Source organism: Pseudomonas wenzhouensis (genome assembly GCF_021029445.1).
In the GTDB taxonomy this organism is placed as follows: domain Bacteria; phylum Pseudomonadota; class Gammaproteobacteria; order Pseudomonadales; family Pseudomonadaceae; genus Aquipseudomonas; species Aquipseudomonas wenzhouensis.
This window is the reverse complement of record NZ_CP072610.1, coordinates 626621-646538: the sequence shown is the minus strand read 5'-3', so window position 1 is coordinate 646538 and position 19918 is coordinate 626621. Positions and strand designations below refer to the sequence as shown.

At 63.3% G+C, this 19918-nt stretch carries 14 protein-coding genes; 4 read left to right on the top strand and 10 right to left on the bottom strand.

All coding sequences use genetic code 11. From position 1 onward, the window contains the following. Positions 1-3 precede the first annotated feature (3 nt). From J7655_RS02960 to glnE, 9 genes are all read right to left on the bottom strand, one after another. Positions 4-1449: a lipopolysaccharide kinase InaA family protein gene (locus J7655_RS02960; protein WP_230926499.1), complete on the bottom strand. Its 1446-nt coding sequence runs from the start codon at positions 1447-1449 to the stop codon at positions 4-6. Beyond that, the gene (locus J7655_RS02955; protein ID WP_230926498.1) at positions 1449-2192 is read right to left on the bottom strand and encodes a lipopolysaccharide kinase InaA family protein; all 744 of its coding nucleotides are present in this window, start codon (positions 2190-2192) and stop codon (positions 1449-1451) included. Before J7655_RS02955 ends, J7655_RS02960 begins: the two co-directional genes overlap by 1 nt. Continuing rightward, positions 2189-2923 (bottom strand): lipopolysaccharide kinase InaA family protein, encoded by a 735-nt coding sequence (locus tag J7655_RS02950; protein ID WP_230926497.1) that lies wholly within the window; start codon positions 2921-2923, stop codon positions 2189-2191. The genes J7655_RS02955 and J7655_RS02950 overlap by 4 nt, the downstream gene beginning before the upstream one ends. Continuing rightward, positions 2923-3729 carry a lipopolysaccharide core heptose(I) kinase RfaP gene (rfaP, locus tag J7655_RS02945; RefSeq protein WP_230926496.1) on the bottom strand — a complete coding sequence of 269 codons (807 nt, stop codon included), beginning with the start codon at positions 3727-3729 and terminating at the stop codon, positions 2923-2925. Before rfaP ends, J7655_RS02950 begins: the two co-directional genes overlap by 1 nt. Further along, the gene (locus tag J7655_RS02940) at positions 3726-4850 is read right to left on the bottom strand and encodes a glycosyltransferase family 4 protein (RefSeq protein ID WP_230926495.1); all 1125 of its coding nucleotides are present in this window, start codon (positions 4848-4850) and stop codon (positions 3726-3728) included. Before J7655_RS02940 ends, rfaP begins: the two co-directional genes overlap by 4 nt. Before the next feature lie 9 nt (positions 4851-4859). After that, entirely contained in the window at positions 4860-5864 is a 1005-nt protein-coding gene (gene waaC / locus J7655_RS02935; protein WP_230926494.1) for a lipopolysaccharide heptosyltransferase I, read from the bottom strand. 1 nt (position 5865) lies between these two features. Continuing rightward, positions 5866-6909, bottom strand: coding sequence for a lipopolysaccharide heptosyltransferase II (gene waaF / locus J7655_RS02930; RefSeq protein ID WP_230926493.1), 1044 nt, complete (start codon positions 6907-6909; stop codon positions 5866-5868). Between the two features lie 202 nt (positions 6910-7111). After that, positions 7112-8035: a branched-chain amino acid transaminase gene (locus J7655_RS02925; protein ID WP_147810227.1), complete on the bottom strand. Its 924-nt coding sequence runs from the start codon at positions 8033-8035 to the stop codon at positions 7112-7114. Between the two features lie 63 nt (positions 8036-8098). Continuing rightward, entirely contained in the window at positions 8099-11041 is a 2943-nt protein-coding gene (glnE, locus tag J7655_RS02920) for a bifunctional [glutamate--ammonia ligase]-adenylyl-L-tyrosine phosphorylase/[glutamate--ammonia-ligase] adenylyltransferase (RefSeq protein WP_230926492.1), read from the bottom strand. A gap of 270 nt (positions 11042-11311) precedes the next feature. On the opposite strand from glnE, the gene aceE reads away from it, so the two are divergent. The 3 genes from aceE to J7655_RS02905 all read left to right on the top strand — a co-directional run bounded on the left by aceE (position 11312) and on the right by J7655_RS02905 (position 16542). Then, on the top strand, positions 11312-13957 hold the full coding sequence (aceE, locus tag J7655_RS02915) for a pyruvate dehydrogenase (acetyl-transferring), homodimeric type (protein WP_230926491.1): 2646 nt from the start codon (positions 11312-11314) through the stop codon (positions 13955-13957). Positions 13958-13968: 11 nt separating this feature from the next. Continuing rightward, on the top strand, positions 13969-15945 hold the full coding sequence (gene aceF, locus J7655_RS02910; RefSeq protein ID WP_230926490.1) for a dihydrolipoyllysine-residue acetyltransferase: 1977 nt from the start codon (positions 13969-13971) through the stop codon (positions 15943-15945). A 156-nt stretch (positions 15946-16101) separates the two neighbouring features. After that, entirely contained in the window at positions 16102-16542 is a 441-nt protein-coding gene (locus J7655_RS02905) for a CopD family copper resistance protein (protein WP_230926489.1), read from the top strand. Between the two features lie 10 nt (positions 16543-16552). Here the strand turns inward: J7655_RS02905 and J7655_RS02900 are convergent, their stop codons facing one another. Continuing rightward, positions 16553-17086 carry a hypothetical protein gene (locus J7655_RS02900; RefSeq protein WP_230926488.1) on the bottom strand — a complete coding sequence of 178 codons (534 nt, stop codon included), beginning with the start codon at positions 17084-17086 and terminating at the stop codon, positions 16553-16555. A gap of 138 nt (positions 17087-17224) precedes the next feature. Between J7655_RS02900 and J7655_RS02895 the strand changes: the two genes are divergently transcribed. Next, positions 17225-19900, top strand: coding sequence for a putative bifunctional diguanylate cyclase/phosphodiesterase (locus J7655_RS02895; protein ID WP_230926487.1), 2676 nt, complete (start codon positions 17225-17227; stop codon positions 19898-19900). Positions 19901-19918: the final 18 nt, after the last annotated feature.

Here is a 19918-nt window from a genome sequence, read left to right as displayed (position 1 = left end):
CCTCTAATTCGGGCAGGTGCCGGGCACCTGCGGTAAACGTTGATCGAGCAACTGGTACAGGGCGGAATCCGCCGGCCAGTTGCGCAGAAAACGGGCGCGGTCGCGGGCATAGGCCCGGGCGAAACTGCGCGTACTGCGATGCTGTCGCATGGCATCCAGGTCGATCAGCGACCAGGCGCCCTGCGTTTCATCCCAGAACAGGTTATGACCCTTGAAATCACCGTGGCTGATTCGTTCGCGCAACAGGGCGGCGAACAGTCGATCCAGCGCCAGCAGCTCGGTTTCCGGGGGCGTTGCCTGCTTGTATGCCTCGAAACGGGCGATTATATCCTGCCCGCCGCAATAGTCGGTAATCAGGTAGGCGCGGCGGCGTAACCAGCACCAGCGCCGTTCGATCACGGCAAGCGGCGTCGGCGTCGTGAACCCTAGCAGTTGCAGGCGATTGCCTTCGATCCAGCTATGCCAGGCACGACTCGGGCGCCAGAAGCGCTTGAGCCAGTGCAGCCAGCTCTTCACATTGTAACGCTTGACCACCAGCAGCCGACCGTCCAGCTCAACACGTGCCACCGTAGCGGCACCACCGGTCTTGTAGATATGCCCGGCATCGATGCGAGCGTCCAGATCGGCCAGCAGCGGTTGCAACGCCGGCTCTGCCTCACGGCGCACCACGCGCAGGCCGAAGGCGCCAATGCGCGCAGCAAACAGACTGCAATCACGCGCCGCCTTCTTCAGGTAGTCGCGCAAGCGCCAACGGCGCACCTTGGCAATCTCGGCCTGGAGCATTTCCAGCGGCAGCGCATGCTCACCATTGGCCAGCAGGTAGTGGATCAACAACTCTTCCAGATGCTCGTCCAGCTCAGCCGGCAACTGGGCGAAGAACACGCCGAGGTTTTCCAGCACACGCGCGCGCGACAGTGGCTGCCCAGGCGTCTCGCAGCGCACGCCGCCGCCGTCGATCAGATACAGGCGGCCTTCATGCTGGAGCAGGTTGTCCAGATGCAGGTCGGCCTGCCACAGGCCCTGAGCATGCATCTGCCCAATCGCCCCCAGCGCCTCAGCCAGGATCGCCTGTTGCGCATCGCTCAGCAACGGCTCGCGAGCCGCCTGGCGCCAGGCCTCCCAGAGGCTCTGCGCGCCCTCCAGATAGTCGAACAGCAGCCAACCGCCCTGCCCGTCGATAAAACCCTGCGCCAGCAGTTCGGGCGTAACCAGCCCCTGTCGGGCCAAAAGCTCGGCACCCTCCAGCTCACGCTGAAAATGCCGCTGCGCCTTGCTGCCCACCAGCAATTTGGCCAGCACCGGGCGCTCCTGCCAACGTGCAGCAGCAACATAACGCTGCCCAGGCAGCACACGCAGCAGGCGCTCGAGCACCAGCGTTTCGCCGGCGATATCCAGCGTCAGTGGTAGCGCGGGTGCGCGCCCAGCCTGACTCAGTTCGCGCAAGCTCATCACCGTGCCTCCTTGTTACGCTGGCGCGCACCGAGCCGGCGCCACCAGGCGTCGACATCCGCCGCCCCGCCAAGATAGGCCGCCAACAGTTCACGCACTTCAGCCTCGTTCCAGATTCTGGCGCGACGCAACAGCGGTTCGAGATCCTTGATCCGATCACGCCGTCCCAGCAGCAGCGGCCGGGTTTTCTCCAGATCGATCAGCTGCGCGTCGACCCGGCCGTCCTGTTCACGGAGGAAAATATGCTTGGGATAAAAGCAGCCATGCATCTGCCCTGCTTGATGCAGACGCCGCGCCAGCTCGCCACAGGCATGCAGAATGGCCGTGCGACCGGCACTGTCGAGCGTGCTCCAGCCCATCAGCCAGTGCTCCAGATCCTGCCAGCCATCGAGCGCGCGCGTGAGCAGAACGGCGCGCCGCTCGCCTGGCACTCGACGCTCGGCAAAAAAAGCGGCTTGTAGCGCCGGTATGTTCAATTCGGCATAACGACAGATATTGCGAAATTCGCGAGCGAAGGTCGGCTCACCTGACGGATGCAGCAGGCTGCGTGTCAGATGATTGCTCTGCCGCTTGAGATAGAAGGCACGCTCATCCAGCTCAAGACGATAGACCGTACTCCAGCCACCGCGCTCGGTATTGGGCTCGTCCACCGCCTCCAGCTTCAGTGCCCACAAGGCATCGAAGCTTGCCAACCCATGGCGTTCGAGCAGGGCGCGATCCTGCGCCGCGATAAAATCCGTCATTCACGTCCCTCGAAGAACTTGAGGATTTGCCGGACACGCTGCTTGTCACCACGACTCAACCGACTGCGCTGGCGGTATTGCAGGTAGAAACGCAGGCGTTGCGTGCGCGACAGGTGGTACTTGGCGACCTTATCTAGGCAGGCCAGATCCTTGACGATGCGGTAACGCAGTAGGGGCCCCCACCAGAAGCTGCCGGTGGGGCAATCGATGAAGTACAGTTCGGCCTTGTCGTTGACCAGCAGATTGCGCCACTTCAGATCATTGTGGGTGAAGTGGTGATCGTGCAGCGTCCGTGTGCACTTGGCCAACTGCCGACTGATGATTTGAACCCATGTCCGATCAGCCAAGCGCAGATCCTGACGACTGGCGACTTCAGCAAGATCGACTGTATTCTCCAGTTCACGCGTGATCAGCGCGCCACGCACAAACGCTCCTGCCTTGCGCTCAAGACCATGCGCAACAATAGGCGCGGTAGGGATGCCCCACTTGGCGAACAATTTGAGGTTCTGCCATTCGGCCTTGACCCGCGGACGCCCCAGATAACGGCGCAGACCTTTACCCGCCCCCCAGTAGCGCTTTACGTAATAGCGAACACCGTCACGTTCGATGCGCACGACCTCCGACAGTGGATCCTTGGTCAAGCGCTCCCCTTCGATAGCAAAAACAGCCTCGAAAGATCCGAAGTCTGCTGCGAGCGCACGATATTCGGGGGCCAGGTTCCAGCTAGCCATCAGAGCGCATCCCCATAACGCTGCTTACGCTCATACAGTTTCGCCGCCTTGCGCTCCAGCCAGGCCAGCAGGCTTGCCTCTTCACGCAGCACCTCACGTAGCGGACGCTGGAAGTAGGTGCGCAGAAAACGCAGCTTGTCGCGACGGGTCAGGCCGATGTCCAACGCCGAGAAGTACAGCGCGGCCAGGTCCTTGTCACGCCAGCGCCGTGGCGTGAAGCGACGCACCTGGGCGCGGTGCAGGTCGATCAGTGATAAACGCAGGTCGCTGGCCTGGATCGGCCGGTCACTGTGCAGCAGAAAATGGCAGATGTAGCAGTCACGGTGGTTGACCCCGGCGCGGTGCATACTACCAGTCATCTTCGCCACTTCGCGAATCAATGCCCACTTCAGCGCCGGCTTCGGCGGCTGCTGTGCCCAGTTCAGGCTGAGCTGTTCCATGTCGACGGTCGGCGCCAGTTCTTCGGTGACGATAAAGGAGTGCTGGCGTGCAGGATTGCTGCCGCGCTCACCGTAAGCCACGGCAGTCATGGTCGGCACACCGGCTTCAGTCAGGCGCTGGATGGCTTGCCATTCCTGCGCAGCCCCCAGCACTGGAGCCTTGGCGGTGAGCAGGTTCTTGACGATTTCGCCCCAACCGATGCCACGATGGATCTTGACGAAGTAGCCACGCCCTTCGACCTCGGTACGCAGGGTGCGACGACCTTCCAGTTCACGGTAGACCTGCCCTTCGAGCGCCTCGACGGCTTCGAAAGCGTCCCGGCCGGCCCACAGGCGCTTGAACGGCTCGGCGAGAATCAGCTTCACGCGCACCTCGAAGCGAGGATCACGTCGGCCGCCTTCTGCGGCATCGAATACAGGTCGGCGCTATCGGCATAGGCCAGGCCGTTGCGCCCCCAGAACGCGCGGTGCTCGGGATCAGCCAGCATATCGGCCAGGGTGCGGTTGAGCTGCTCCTGTTCGAAGGGGCTGGGCACGACCCGGCCGCAATCAGCATCAGCGATGTAATGGGCGTAGCCGCAGACATCACTGACCAGTACCGGCAGGCCGGACACCAGCGCCTCAAGCAGTACGGTGCCGGTGTTCTCGTTGTAGGCCGGATGGATCAACAGATCGGCCCCCAGCAGAAAGCGCGGAATGTCGCTGCGTCCCTTGAGAATCTGCACCTGATCGGACAGCCCCAGCGCCTTGACCTGCAGCAGGAAAGGCTTTGGATCGTCCTGGCCGATGGCGATTAGCCGCGTGCGCTTGCGCAGCTCGCGCGGCAACGCGGCCAGCGCCTTGAGACTGCGATCCAGACCCTTGGTCTTGAAGCCGGAGCCAATCTGCACCAGCAGCAGGTCATCGTCGGCCAGCTTGAACTCGCGGCGGAATTCGGCGCGAATCTCGCCAGCATTGGCCGGCGCGCGGCGATCCTGGGCGATACCCGGTGGCAGCAGGTGGAAACGCTGCAACGGCGTCTTGTAGTGCTTGACGAACAGCGGTTGCTGCACCTCGGAGATCATCAGAATCTCGGTCTTCGATTCCGGCGCGAACACCGCACGCTCGTAATCGGCGAAGTGCTTGTAACGGCCCCAGCGGCGATAGATCGGGTTACGCAAGGTCTGCGCCTTGTCCTCGAAGCAGCCATCGGCAGCGTAATAAACATCCAGCCCCGGCATCTTGTTGAAACCGATCACCCGGTCGACCGGATCGCGCTTCAGGTCAGCCTGCAACCAGGCACTGAATTTTTCGTTGCGGCGATGGTTGAACAACGCGCGTACCGGCGCCACGCGTACATCGAAACCGCCGGGATTTTCCCCTTCCCAGATCGGCGTGTAGACGCGAATGGCATGGCCGCGCGCCTGGCACTCCAGGGCGATGCGCATGAAATCGCGCTGCAGCCCGCCGAACGGGAAGTACTTGTAGAGAACGAAGGCCAGTTGCATAGCCGCTCCTTAAAGGGTGCCGGGAGGCGCCAGCAGCAGCGCCTCCAGTTCCAGGCCGACGCGCTCGGCGCCGAGGCCATCGAAGCAGGGCTTGTCACGGTCACCGCTGCCGGCGTTCGGGCCGCAGGCGCACAGGTGAATCTGGCTACGGCCGTAGGCGCCCACCTTGCCGGGCAGGGTTGGACCGTAGAGGGAGATATTGGGCACATCCAGCGCGGCGGCCAGATGACCAAGGCCGGTGTCGACAGAGACGCAAGCGCTGGCGCCGGCGATCACCTTGGCCACACCGGCCAGATTCAGCTTCGGCAGCACGGCGGCATGCGTCAGGCCGGCAGCGATGCGCTCGGCACGCGCCTTTTCCGTCTCGTTGCCCCAAGGCAGACGCACGGCCCAGCCCAGCTCGTCCATGCGCTCAGCCAGCGCACGCCAGTCGGCTTCCGGCCAATGCTTGCTGGTCCAGGTGGTGCCATGCAGGAACACCAGATAAGGCTGCGCCGGGGCATCCATCATCGCCGTACGGTTGAGGCCGTAGTCACCCGTGCCGGACGGCAGCGTGTAACCGAGCGCCTTGGCGAACAGCTGGCGCACCCGTTCCAGGGCATGTTGATCCTTGGGTACCGCATAGCGGCGATCATAGAAGCGACTGGCCAGCGGCTCACGCGCCGAGTCGCGATCCAGCCCCGCTACCGGTGCCGAGACGTAACGCGTCAGCCAGGCGCTCTTGAGCAGGCCCTGGGCATCGATCACCAGGTCATAGCGGGTTTCCCGCAGACGCCGCTTGAAGCGTGCCCATTCGCCGCTACGCCAGGTGCGCAGCGGATGCTTGCGCCAGCGGCGAATGGCCACCGGGATCACCTGGGAAACGGCCGGATGCCAGGCGGGAATCTCGGCAAAGCCTTCTTCCACCACCCAATCGAAGCGAATACCGGGAATGGCGCGTGCGGCATCAGTCAGCGCTGGCAGGGTATGCACCACGTCGCCCAGCGACGAGGTCTTGATGATCAGCACCCGCAAATCAGTCGCCCTCGACCAGGGTCAGGGCATCACCGACCAGACGCTCCAGCGCCTCGATCACCGGGCGTGGCTTGAGCTCGCGCAGGCAGTTGTAGTGACCGAAGCGGCAGGTACGCTCGAAGCAGGGGCTGCACTCCAGCCCCAGACGCACGATCTCGACACGATCAGCCAGCGGCGGCGTGAAACCCGGCGAGGTGGAACCGTAGACCGCCACCAGCGGGCGGTTCAGCGCCGCTGCCACGTGCATCAGCCCGGAATCGTTGGACACCACCGCAGTGGCGGCCGACATCAGGTCGATGGCCTCGGCCAGGCTGGTTTGCCCGGAGAGGTTGCTGACCTCCTCGCGCAGGCCCGGAATCAGGCGCAAGCGGATGTCTTCACCACCGGCATGGTCGTTCTTCGAGCCGAACAGCCAGACCTGCCAACCCTCACGGATTTTCACTTCGGCGACCTTGGCATAGTGCTCGGCAGGCCAGCGCTTGGCCTCGCCGAACTCAGCGCCGGGGCATAGCGCCAGCACCGGACTGTCCAACTGCAGGCCAAATTTGCTCAGAGCGGCGTCACGGCTCGATTCATCGATCTGCAAACGCGGCTGCGGATACGGCTTGGGAAGCTCCGTCCCGCCATCGTACGCCAGCGCCATAAAACGCTCGATCATCAGCGGGTAGCGTTCCTTGTCCAGCGTGCGGATATCGTTAAGCAGGCCATAACGCATCTCGCCTTTCCAGCCGGTGCGCTTGGGGATGCCGGCGAACCAGGGCACCAGCGCGGACTTGAGCGAGTTGGGCAGCAGAATGGCCTGATCATACTGGCCGGCCAGTGACTTGCCGATGCGCCGGCGCGTGGCCAGATCGAGCACGCCATGCCCCAGCGGCAGGCTCAGCGCGGCACGCACCTCGGGCATGCGCTCGAGGATCGGCCGACTCCAGTCCGGCGCCAGCACGTCGATCTCGCACGCAGGGTGGCGCTGTTTCAGGCACTGGAACAGCGTCTGCGCCATCACCATGTCGCCTACCCAGCTCGGCCCAACGATCAGTATCTTCATATCTTTTCCAGAAACGACCGGGGAGGCTCAGAGCCCGCCTGCAATCAGCTGCGCGTCGGTCAGCGTCGTTGCAAAAGGGTCTTGGGCGTTCATTTACCGCAGTAAACTCACGCCCTCGCCCCTGTTGCGCCTAGCCTGACTCTAGCTCGCAAGATTACCGGCGGACTCTTGAGGCCTCCCCGTCGAGCCTTCGAACAATCGCTTATTTAACCAGCGTACGCCATTCGGCATGCGCGCTGGTCTTGCCGGTGACCAGGTCGAAGTAGGCCTTCTGCAGCTTCTCGGTCACCGGGCCACGGCGACCTGCACCGATCTTGCGGCCGTCGACTTCGCGGATCGGCGTGACCTCGGCAGCGGTGCCGGTGAAAAAGGCCTCGTCGGCGATGTACACCTCGTCGCGGGTGATGCGCTTCTCGACCACCTTGATGCCGTGCTCTTCAGCCAGGGTCAGGATGGTGCTGCGGGTAATGCCGTTGAGGCAGGAGGTCACTTCCGGGGTGTACACCACGCCGTCTTTGACCAGGAAGATGTTCTCGCCCGAACCCTCGGCCACGTAGCCTTCCGGATCCAGCAGCATGGCCTCGTCGGCGCCGCCGGAAATGGCTTCCTGCAGGGCCAGCATCGAGTTGATGTAGTTGCCGTTGGCCTTGGCGCGGGTCATGGCGATGTTGACGTGGTGACGGGTGTAGGAGCTGGTGCGCACCTTGATGCCGGCTTCCAGCGCTTCTTCGCCCATGTAGGCGCCCCAGTGCCAGGCGGCGACGATCACGTGCACCTTCAGACCGGCGGCGCGCAGCCCCATGCCCTCGCTGCCGAAGAACACCATCGGACGCAGGTAGGCGCTTTCCAGGCCGTTCTCACGCACGGCGGCGCGCTGGGCTTCGTTGATCTCTTCCTTGGAGAAAGGAATCTGCATGTTGAAGATGTGCGCGGAGTCGAACAGGCGATCGGTGTGCGCCTGCAGGCGGAAGATCGCGGTGCCGTCCGGGGTGTTGTAGGCACGCACGCCCTCGAACACGCCCATGCCGTAGTGCAGGGTGTGGGTCAGCACATGGGTGTTGGCTTCGCGCCACGGCACCAGTTTGCCGTCGTACCAGATCACGCCATCACGGTCGGACATCGACATCTTGCCTGCTCCTCAAATTCGCTTCACGGTTCGAACAATTCGGTGGGGCCGCAGCCCCGTCATTCAACTCAGTCCCAACTCACGCCACAAGCGCATCACGGCACGACGCTCGTCCTGAAACTGATCGCCCGGCACCACTCCAGGCTGCTTCTGCAGCGCCTGGCGATGGGCGGCCGAGCGGTAATTCTTGTAGACCTCACGCAGCAATGCGGCATCCTCGGCGCCCATCAGACCGACCCGCTCCAGACCTTCCAGAATGCGGATGTTATCGGTGAACTCGAGTAGCTGCGGGTGTTGCCACGACCAGGCCAGAGCCGCGTATTGCACCATAAATTCGATATCGACGATACCACCGGCGTCCTGCTTCAGATCGAAGGAGGACGTGGCCTCGAAGGCGTTTGGCGCCGTTCCGGCCGCGGTATTTTTGTTGCCAAGGTTGTCGCGCATCTTCGCCCGCATCTCGCTGACCTCGACGCGCAGCGCCTCGATATCGCGCTGGCGCCCCAGCACCTCGGCGCGCACCCGGGCGAATTCGCCGGCCAGCCGCGAACAACCCACCAGCACCCGCGCACGCACCAGCGCCTGATGCTCCCAGGTCCAGGCCTCGTTTTCCTGATAGCGCTGGAAGGCACCCAGCGAGCTGACCAGCAGCCCGGCTGCGCCAGATGGTCGCAGGCGCATGTCCACCTCATACAGCGCACCGGAGGTGGTCTGAGTGGTCAGCAGATGGATGATGCGCTGCCCCAGGCGGGTGAAGAACTGCGCACCGTCGATGGGCTTGGCGCCATCGGTCTCGGCCTGCGGATCGCCGTCATGGATGAACACCAGATCCAGATCCGAGCCGTGGCCGAACTCCAGGCCACCGACCTTACCGTAGCCGACGATGATGAAGTCCGGGTCGCACGGTGTGCCGTCGACTCGCTGCGGGCGGCCATGACGCTGCACCGTATGCTGCCAGGCCAGCGCCAGCACCTGATCGAGAATCGCCTCGGCCAGCCAGGTGAGGTAATCCGACACTTTCATCAAGGGCAGCGTACCGGCGATCTCCGAGGCGGCCACGCGCAAGCTGTGCGCCAGCTTGAAATGACGCAGCGCCTCCATCTGCTGCTCCAGATCCTCCTCGGGAATGCGCACCAGCCGCTCACGCAACTCGGCCGCCAACTCCGGCGCCAGCGGCGGCGAATACAACCGGCCTTCATTGAGTAACTCATCGAGCAACAGCGGGTAGCGGGCTATCTGCTCGGCAATCCAGGGGCTGGCGGCGCAGAGCGTGATCAGTCGCTCCAGCGCTCCTGGGTTTTCAGTCAGAAGCACCAGGTAGGCCGAGCGCCGGGCAACCTTTTCTACCAGCGGCAGCACCCGCTCCAGCACCAGATCCGGCTTGTCGTGCTCGACGGTCTGCGCCAGCAAGCGCGGAATGAAGGCATCCAGACGCTCGCGCCCGAGCCGCTGCATGGCACGCACCTGCGGCCCGTTGCGCAGATCGACGAGGCGCCGATTGGCCGTGGCGGCCTCGACAAAACCGGCCTCCTGCAACTGCTGCTGGGCAGCCTCATCATCCAGTGCGCCTTGCCATAAAGGCAGCCACTCGGCGCCGACTGCGGTTTCGCCGGCCTGCGCCTCATCCTCATCGGGATCGGCGATCACTTGCTGGAAGTGCCATTCGATGCGACCACGCCAGTGCATCAGCCGCTCATGGAAGCTCGACCAGTCGGCGAAGCCCATGATCGCCGCCACCCGCGCCTGATCCTGCGCATCAGCCGGCAACATCTGCGTCTGCCGGTCACCGATGCCTTGCAGGGCATGCTCGGTATAACGCAGAAACTCATAACCCTCCTTCATCTCCGCAACCACCGCCGGCGGCAGGTAGCCTTGCCCTTCCAGCGTGGTCAACACCTTGAGCAGCGGCCGCTGCTGCAGACTGAGGTCCCGTCCGCCATGGATCAGCTGGAAGGCCTGGGCGATGAACTCGATCTCGCGAATACCCCCCGCGCCGAGCTTGATGTTTTCGCTCATGCCCTTGCGCCGCACCTCCTGCTGAATCAGCAGCTTCATCGCACGCAGCGCCTCGATGGCAGAGAAATCCAGATAGCGGCGGTAGACGAAGGGCCGCAGCATCTCCAGCAACTCGGCACCGGCGGCCTGGTCACCGCCGACCACGCGCGCCTTGATCATGGCGTAGCGCTCCCAGTCACGCCCCTGATCCTGGTAGTACTGCTCCAGCGCATTGAAGCTGAACACCAGCGCACCGGAGGAACCATAGGGACGCAGGCGCATGTCGGTGCGGAATACGAACCCGTCGACAGTGATCGCATCCAGCGCCTTGATCAGCTTCTGCCCCAGACGAATGAAGAACTCCTGATTGTCCAGCGGGCGCTTCACGCCCTCGGTCTCGCCGCCTTCCGGGTAGCCGAAGATCAGGTCGATATCCGACGACAGATTCAGCTCCACCGCACCGAGCTTGCCCATGCCGAGGATGACCATGTGCTGCGGCTGGCCCGTGCGCCGCCCGACCGGCGTACCGAACTGCGCGCAGTGACGCGGATACAGCCAGTGATAGGCCAGATCGATACAGGCGTCAGCCAGATCGGACAGATCGCGACAGGTCTCGGTCAACGCCGCCTGCCGACTGAAATCGCGCCAGATGATGCGCAACTGCTGCCGGTTACGAAAACGCCGCAGGCAACGCCCCAGCGCATCCTCATCGGCACACTCGGCCAACTGTGCCTCCAGCTGCTGACGCAACTCACCGGGCGCCAGGCTGCGTTCCAGCTCGCCGGAGTCGGCCAGCGCGACGAACATCTGCGGATCACGCCGGGCCTGCTCGGCGACGAAATCGCTCAGCGCCGACACCTGCTGCCAGGCCATGCGCCGCGCTTGCGGCCAGGCCGCAACCCGCTCGACCAGCCCATCATGCTCGGCCAGCGCCGCCTGCAATGACTGTTCGGCGCGCTCGGCAAGGGCACTCAGGGAAGGGGGCAACTCGACCAGCAACGGCAGGCTCATGGTCTATCCTTTTGGCGGGCTGCCAGACATACGGCGCAGTCACCCAAACCCCTGAGGTAGTGGGCGCGCGCGGCCGGCAACACCGCGAACTGTAGTTTTACTACGGAAGAAATGTATCCAGAGGGCTGAATCCGCCGTCGAAATGTAGTAAAACTACACGCGGCCGGTCCTACCCCCGGTAAATCCAAGAACTTCAACTCGCCCGCCCAAAAAGCTGACGAGACCCAACTGGCCTCCGATTCTGGAAGCCTTTCCGCCCTGGAGCAAGCCATGCAAGACCTCGATCCGATCGAAACCCAGGAATGGCTGGACGCCCTTGAATCCGTCCTCGACCGTGAGGGTGAAGACCGTGCCCATTACCTGATGACCCGTCTGGGCGAGCTGGCCACCCGTAGCGGTGCGCAACTGCCCTACGCGATCACCACGCCGTACCGCAACACCATCCCGGTTACCCACGAAGCGCGCATGCCCGGCGACCTGTTCATGGAGCGCCGCATCCGCTCGCTGGTGCGCTGGAACGCCCTGGCCATGGTGATGCGCACCAACCTGGACGACCCGGATCTGGGCGGCCACATCTCCAGCTTCGCCTCCTCGGCGACGCTGTATGACATCGGCTTCAACTACTTCTTCCAGGCTCCGACCGAAGAACATGGCGGCGACCTGGTGTTCTATCAGGGCCATGCGAGCCCTGGCGTCTACGCTCGCGCCTTCATGGAAGGCCGCATCGACGAAGAGCAGATGAAGAACTTCCGCCGCGAAGTCGACGGCAAAGGTCTGTCGTCCTACCCGCACCCCTGGCTGATGCCGGACTTCTGGCAGTTCCCCACCGTGTCCATGGGTCTGGGCCCGATCCAGGCGATCTACCAGGCACGTTTCATGAAGTACCTGGAAGCGCGCGGCTTCATTCCGGCCGGCAAGCAGAAAGTCTGGTGCTTCATGGGCGACGGCGAGTGCGACGAGCCGGAATCCCTCGGCGCCATCTCCCTGGCTGGCCGCGAGAAGCTGGACAATCTGATCTTCGTCATCAACTGCAACCTGCAGCGCCTCGACGGCCCGGTGCGCGGCAACGGCAAGATCATCCAGGAACTCGAAGGCGTGTTCCGCGGTGCTCAGTGGAACGTCAACAAGGTGGTCTGGGGTCGCTTCTGGGATCCGCTGTTCGCCAAGGACAAGGACGGCGCCCTGCAGCGTCGCATGGACGAAGTGGTCGACGGTGAATACCAGAACTACAAGGCCAAAGACGGCGCCTACGTGCGCGAAAACTTCTTCAACACCCCAGAGCTCAAGGAGATGGTCAAGGACCTCTCCGACGACGAGATCTGGAAGCTCAACCGTGGCGGCCACGACCCGTACAAGGTCTACGCGGCTTACCACCAGGCCGTGAACCACAGCGGCCAGCCCACCGTGATCCTGGCCAAAACCATCAAGGGCTACGGTACCGGCGCCGGTGAAGCGAAGAACACCGCGCACAACACCAAGAAGGTCGATGTCGACAGCCTGCGTCAGTTCCGCGACCGCTTCGACATTCCGGTCAAGGATGAGGACCTGGAAAACCTGCCGTTCGTGCGCCCGGAGCCGGGCAGCCCGGAGTACAAGTACCTGCACGAGCGCCGCAACGCGCTGGGTGGCTTCGTCCCGCAGCGTCGGCAGAAGAGCTTCAGCATCCCCACCCCGCCGCTGGATACCCTCAAGGCCATCCTCGACGGCTCGGGCGACCGCGAAATCTCCACCACCATGGCCTTCGTGCGCATCCTCGCGCAGCTGGTCAAGGACAAGGAACTCGGCCAGCGCATCGTCCCGATCATCCCGGACGAAGCCCGTACCTTCGGTATGGAAGGCATGTTCCGTCAGCTCGGCATCTACTCCTCGGTCGGCCAGCTGTACGAGCCGGTCGATAAAGACCAGGTGATGTTCTACAAAGAGGACAAGAAAGGTCAGATCCTCGAAGAAGGCATCAACGAAGCTGGCGCCATGAGTTCCTTCATCGCCGCCGGTACTTCGTACTCCTGCCATAACCAGCCGATGCTGCCGTTCTACATCTTCTATTCGATGTTCGGCTTCCAGCGTATCGGTGACCTGGCCTGGGCCGCTGGCGACAGCCGCACCCGTGGTTTCCTGATCGGCGGTACCGCTGGCCGTACCACCCTCAACGGTGAAGGCCTGCAGCACGAAGACGGTCACAGCCACATGCTGGCAGCGACCATCCCCAACTGCCGCACCTACGATCCGACCTACGGTTACGAGCTCGCCGTGATCATCCGCGAAGGTATTCGCCAGATGATCGAAGAGCAGCAGGACATCTTCTACTACATCACCGTGATGAACGAGTCGTACCAGCAGCCGGCCATGCCGGAGGGCGTGGAAGACGGCATCATCAAGGGCATGTACCTGCTCGAGGAAGACAAGAAGGAAGCCGCGCACCACGTGCAACTGCTGGGTTCCGGCACCATCCTGCGCGAAGTGCGTGAAGCAGCGAAGATCCTGCGCGACGAGTACAACATCGGTGCCGATGTGTGGAGCGTCACCAGCTTCAACGAACTGCGTCGCGACGGCCTGGCCGTGGAGCGCCGCAACCGCCTGCACCCGGGTCAGAAGCCGCAGCAGACCTATATCGAGCAGTGCCTGAGCGGTCGCAAGGGTCCGGTCATCGCGTCGACCGACTACATGAAGCTGTTCGCCGAACAGGTTCGTCAGTGGGTACCGAGCAAGGAATACAAGGTCCTGGGCACCGACGGCTTCGGCCGCAGCGACAGCCGCAAGCAGCTGCGTCACTTCTTCGAAGTGGATCGTAACTGGGTCGTGCTCGCCGCCCTGGAAGCCCTGGTCGACAGTGGTGAGATCGAAGCCAAGGTGCTGGCCGATGCCATCACCAAGTTCGGCATCGACGCCGACAAAGCCAACCCCCTGGACTGCTAAGGAGCGAAGCGATGAGTGAGTTGATTCGCGTACCCGACCTCGGCGGTGAAGGCGAGGTGATTGAACTGCTGGTGAAGGTCGGCGACCGTATCGAAGTCGATCAGAGCGTACTGACCCTGGAGTCCGACAAGGCCTCCATGGAAGTGCCCTCGCCCAAGGCCGGCGTGATCAAGGAAATCAAGGTCAAGATCGGTGACCGCCTGAAGGAAGGCGACGAGCTGCTGGTGCTGGAAGTCGAAGGTGCTGCGCAAGCGGCGCCTGCGCCGAAAACCGAAGCCGCCCCTGCCGAAGCCCCACAAGCGGCCACTCCGGCTGCCGCGCCCGCCGCTGCTGCCACCGGCAGCAGCGTGCAGGACGTGTACGTGCCGGATATCGGCACCGACGGCAAGGTCAAGGTCATCGAAGTCATGGTCAAGGCCGGCGACACAATCGAAGCCGACCAGTCGCTGATCACCCTAGAGTCCGACAAGGCCTCCATGGAAATCCCCGCGCCGGCTGCCGGCGTGGTGGAGTCGGTACAGGTCAAGCTGGACGATGAAATCGGCACCGGCGACCTGATCCTCAAGCTGAAAGTGACAGGTGCTGCCCCAACTGCGGCACCGGCTCAATCGGCCGCGCCGAAGGCAGCAGCTGCTCCCGCCGCCGCACCAGCCCCTGCCGCCGCGCCAACCGGCAGCAGCGTGCAGGACGTGCACGTGCCGGATATCGGCACCGACGGCAAGGTCAAGATCATCGAAGTCATGGTCAAGGCCGGCGACAGCATCGAAGCCGACCAGTCGCTGATCACCCTGGAGTCCGACAAGGCCTCCATGGAAATTCCCTCGCCGGCTGCCGGCGTGGTGGAAGAAGTGCTGGTCAAACTCGACGCTGAAGTTTCCACCGGCGACCTGATTCTCAAACTCAAGGTGGCTGGCGCTGCACCGGCCGCAGCGCCGGCGCAAGCCAGCCAGGAAGTGCACCGCGTGCCGGAAGGCGCCGCACCGGAAGTGGCTGCCGAAGTGCGCGCCATCGCCTCGCTGTCTGCTGCTGCTGCCGATCCGGCCAACGCACCCAAGCGCAGCAGAGCCAAGGTGCACGCTGGCCCGGCCGTGCGTCAGCTGGCCCGCGACTTCGGCGTGGAGCTGGCGGATATCGCCGGCAGCGGCCCGAAAGGTCGCATTCTCAAGGAAGACGTGCAGGTATACGTCAAGGCCATGATGCACAAGGCCAAGGCCGCACCGCAGGCGCCTGCTGCAGCCGCTACCGGCGGCGCCGGCATTCCGCCGATCCCGACCGTGGACTTCAGCAAGTTCGGTGAAATCGAAGAAGTACCGATGACCCGCCTGATGCAGGTCGGCGCTGCCAACCTGCACCGCAGCTGGCTCAACGTGCCGCACGTGACCCAGTTCGATTCGGCCGACATCACCGACCTGGAAGCCTTCCGCGTCGCGCAGAAGGCCGTGGCGGAAAAGGCCGGCGTCAAGCTGACCGTACTGCCGCTGCTGCTCAAGGCCTGCGCCCACCTGCTCAAGGAACTGCCGGACTTCAACAGTTCGCTGGCCCCGAGCGGCAAGGCGATCATCCGCAAGAAGTACGTGCACATCGGCTTCGCCGTCGATACGCCGGACGGCCTGCTGGTGCCGGTGATCAAGAACGTCGACCAGAAGAGTCTGCTGCAACTGGCTGCTGAAGCCGCCGCCCTGGCGGAAAAAGCGCGCACCAAGAAGCTCTCGGCTGATGACATGCAGGGCGCCTGCTTCACCATCTCCAGCCTCGGCCACATTGGCGGCACCGGCTTCACGCCGATCGTCAACGCGCCGGAAGTGGCGATCCTCGGTGTGAGCAAGGCGACCATGCAGCCGGTGTGGGATGGCAAGGCCTTCCAGCCCAAGCTGATGCTGCCGCTGTCGCTGTCCTACGACCATCGGGTGATCAACGGCGCGGCTGCCGCACGCTTCACTCAGCGCCTGTCGCAGCTGCTGGCCGATATCCGCACCATCCTGCTGTAAACCGTTTCGAGCACGCCACGCTCGCATCCTCAACCCCGCCCATCCAGGCGGGGTTCTTTTTGCCTGCACGAATCAGGGCCGGCTTGATCCTGATCATGACGATGAGCGCAGCAAGCGCCATGATCGTTGCATCGATCTCGATCCGGTGCGCGCCTCATGCTCTATCTATTGCTCAAATTCGCCCACCTGACTGCAGCCGCATTCTTCATCGGTGGCGTCTTCTTCGAAGTGATGATTCTCAGCCGTGCCACACAGGCACTGCCGGATGCAACCAAGGCCGGCTTCTCACGCGCGCTGGGCCAACGCGCCAGGCAGGTCATGCATTGGGTCATACTGGTGCTTTACGCCGCCGGCCTGGGCCTGGCCTGGCACTACCGCGCAGCCCTGCATGCGCCACTGGCCAGCAGCTTCGGCATGCTGCTCAGCCTGAAAATCATCCTGGCGCTGAGCATCCTCGGGCATTTCCTGTTGGTGGTGTTCCTGATGCGCACCGGCCGCATGACAGCAACACGCTCGCGCCGTATTCACCTGAGCGTGCTGCTGCACATGTTGGCCATTCTGTTCCTGGCCAAGGCCATGTTTCTGCTGAACCTGTGAGCGGGGCAAATCAGCCCTTCTGCACGTTGCGAATCAGAAAGCTCAGCGCCTTGGCCAACTCGCCCGCCCCCTGATGGTCACGCACGATACTCAGCAACTCGCTGCCATCGACCGGATTGAGCAGCACACAACGGATACCGCCGGTCGGACATTCGTAGCGGATGAACGGGTCGATACCGAACACCGAAACGCGCTGATTGCGCACGGCGATGGCAGTCCCCTGCACGTCACGGCGCTCCTCGCGCAGAATCAGTTCGCCGGTATTGCCGACAGCGAAGCGGTAGAGCAGATCCTGCCGCTGCGCCTGGCCAACCTGGTAGCCGGCGCGCAGGGCGTAGGTTTCCAGCAGGGCATTGTTGTGCGCCAGCAATGCCTGACGCTCGTTGTCGGTCAGATACAGACGCTTTAGCCCGTCCAGATAAGCGGCCTGATCAGCGCCCTGCAATGCCCCCTTTTCATCGGCACCGGCCAACGTGGGGATGGCAGCAGAAAGCGTTGCCCCCAACAGCATGGCCATCAGTTTCCTTGTCAGTCTTGCTTGCATGATGCACCCTTGCCGAACGCTATAGTGAAGTAGGCCTGAGCCTCAGCCTCCGTCCACGCCAATGTGCCTTGCGGTACAGCGGCCCTGTACCGAGTACGGAAGCCTCGCCTGGTCAGCATACTGGAAGCCCAACGCCTAATGAAAAGCCATCCCGATGCCGGCACACGGTCGGCAGCCGAGGTTGTGACGCAGTTGCCAGTACCCTCGCGGCTCGGCATGTTGCGTTTCGAGCGCTTGAACGAACCAAGCTGGGCTCTGCTGTTTCTCGACCCGACCTGCGAGCGCAAGCTCGGTATCAGCGCCACCGCCCTGTGCGCGCTGGTGGATGCCCCCTATGCCAGCCTGATGGAGCCGGAAGCACGCTACCGCCTGCACGATGTCATCCAGCAACAACTGCAGCGCAGCGCCCACTATCAGGTCAGTTACACCCTGCACACGCCTCAGGGGCGGCTGAATCTGATGGAGATAGGCGAGCCGTTCAAACAGCGTAATCGCCAGTTGCTGCGTGGTTATCTGCTGATCTCCGATGACAGCTCCACGCCGATACAGGAGCCTGACCTGCTGGACTCACTGCAGCACTTCCCACGCACGCAGCACGACCATCTGCAGCAGTTGGCGCGCTCACAGACTCAGCGTGAGCTCATCGTGCGGCTGGCGCGCCAACGCTACGTTTCCAGCGACCCGCAGCAGGAAGCCGCCGAATTGATCACTCAAGCGGCCTGCGAGGTCTATGGTGTCGCTCGCGCCAGCCTGTGGAGGCTCGCCAGCCAGCATCTGGAGCCCATATCGCTGTACCGGCGCGACCTGGCTCGCCACGAACAGCCGCAGGCGATAGACGCGCGCCATTCCCCGCTGTACCTGCAGGCACTGCACAGCAGCCGGGTGATCGATGCCCATGACGCCCTGCATGATCCACGCACCCGCGAATTGGCTGCCAGTTGTCTACAGCCGTATGGCATCCACTCATTGCTCGATGCCAGCATTCGTATCGAAGGCGAGGTGGTAGGCATCCTCTGCCTGGAGCATATCGGCCCGAAGCGTATCTGGCAGGCTGACGAGATCGCCTTCGCCGGCGAGTTGGCCGACCAGTTCGCCCAGGTGCTGATCAACCAGCAAAAGCGTGACGTCACCAGCACCCTGAATCTGTTCCAGCGCGCCGTGGAGCAGAGCGCCAGCGCCTTTCTGCTGGTCGACCGCGATGGCCGGGTGGAGTACGTCAACCCCAGTTTCACCGCCATCACCCTGTACAGTTGCGACGAGGTCTATGGCCAGCGCCTGTCGGAACTACCGGCCATGGCCAACCTCAGCGACCTGCTATTCGACACCGACTCGAGCCTGGCCGAACACAGCAGTTGGCAGGGCGAGTTTCGTAGCCGGCGCAAGAACCTGGAGCCCTACTGGGGCCACCTGTCGATCTCCAAGGTGTATGGCGACGACGGCGAGCTGACCCACTACATCGGCATCTATGAAGACATCACCGAGGCCAAGCTGGCCCAGCAGCGCATCGAGCGCCTGGCCTACACCGACAACCTGACCAACCTGGGCAATCGTCCCGCCTTCATCCGCAGCCTTGAACAACGCTTTGCCCAGAACCTACGGAGCCTCGGCCTGCTGCTGGTGGACATCGACAACTTCAAGCGCATCAACGACAGCCTCGGCCACCAGACCGGCGACAAGCTGCTCTCGGCCCTCGCCCGGCGCCTGCGCAACAGCCTGGGCGCCAAGGGCAGCCTGGCACGCTTCGCCAGCAACGAGTTCGCCATCCTGCTCGATAGCTGCAGCCAGGAAAACGCCCTGGATCTCGCCCATCAGGTGCTGCAGACGCTGGACAAGCCACTGTTCGTCGACAACCAGTTGATCAGCGTCACCGGCTCGGTCGGCCTGGCCATCGCCCCGGAGCACGGTGATGATCCGCAAACCCTGATGAAACACGCCGGCCTCGCGCTGCACAAGGCCAAGGCCAACGGCAAGCATCAGGTGCAGCTGTTCACCGAGGCGCTCAATGCCGAAGCCAACTACAAGCTGTTCGTCGAGAACAATCTGCGCCGCGCCCTGACCCAGAACGAGCTGGAGGTGTTCTACCAGCCCAAGCTGTGCCTCAAGACGGGTCAATTGCTCGGCATGGAAGCGCTGCTGCGCTGGCAGCACCCGGAAAAAGGCATGATCAGTCCGGATCAGTTCATCAGCGTGGCCGAGGAAACCGGCCTGATCATCCCCATCGGCAAATGGGTGGTGCGCCAGGCCTGCCGCATGAGCAAGCAGATCGCCGCCATCGGCCTGGGCCAGTTGCAGGTGGCGATCAACCTGTCGCCCAAGCAGTTCTCCGACCCTGATCTGGTCGGCTCCATCGCCGCCATCCTCCATGAAGAACAGCTCGACCCGCACCTGCTGGAACTGGAGCTGACCGAAAGCCTGCTGCTGGAAGCCACCGACGATACCCGCCACCAGCTCAGCCGCCTTAAAAGCCTGGGCCTGAGCCTGGCCATGGACGACTTCGGCACCGGTTATTCCTCGCTCAGCTACCTGAAGAAATTCCCCATCGACGTGATCAAGATCGATCGCAGTTTCATCAAGGACATTCCGGGCAACCAGGACGACATGGAGATCACCTCGGCGGTGATCGCCATGGCCCACAACCTCAAGCTCAAGGTGGTCGCCGAAGGCATCGAAACCGGCGCTCAGCTTGGCTTCCTGCGCCGCCACAAATGCGATATCGGCCAGGGTTATCTGTTCGACCGGGCGATTCCCGGCCGCGAGCTGATCGACGGCCTGCGCCGCTATCCCTGCCGGCCACAGGCCGAGCAACGGACGTAATACGCGACGCTGCGCGCA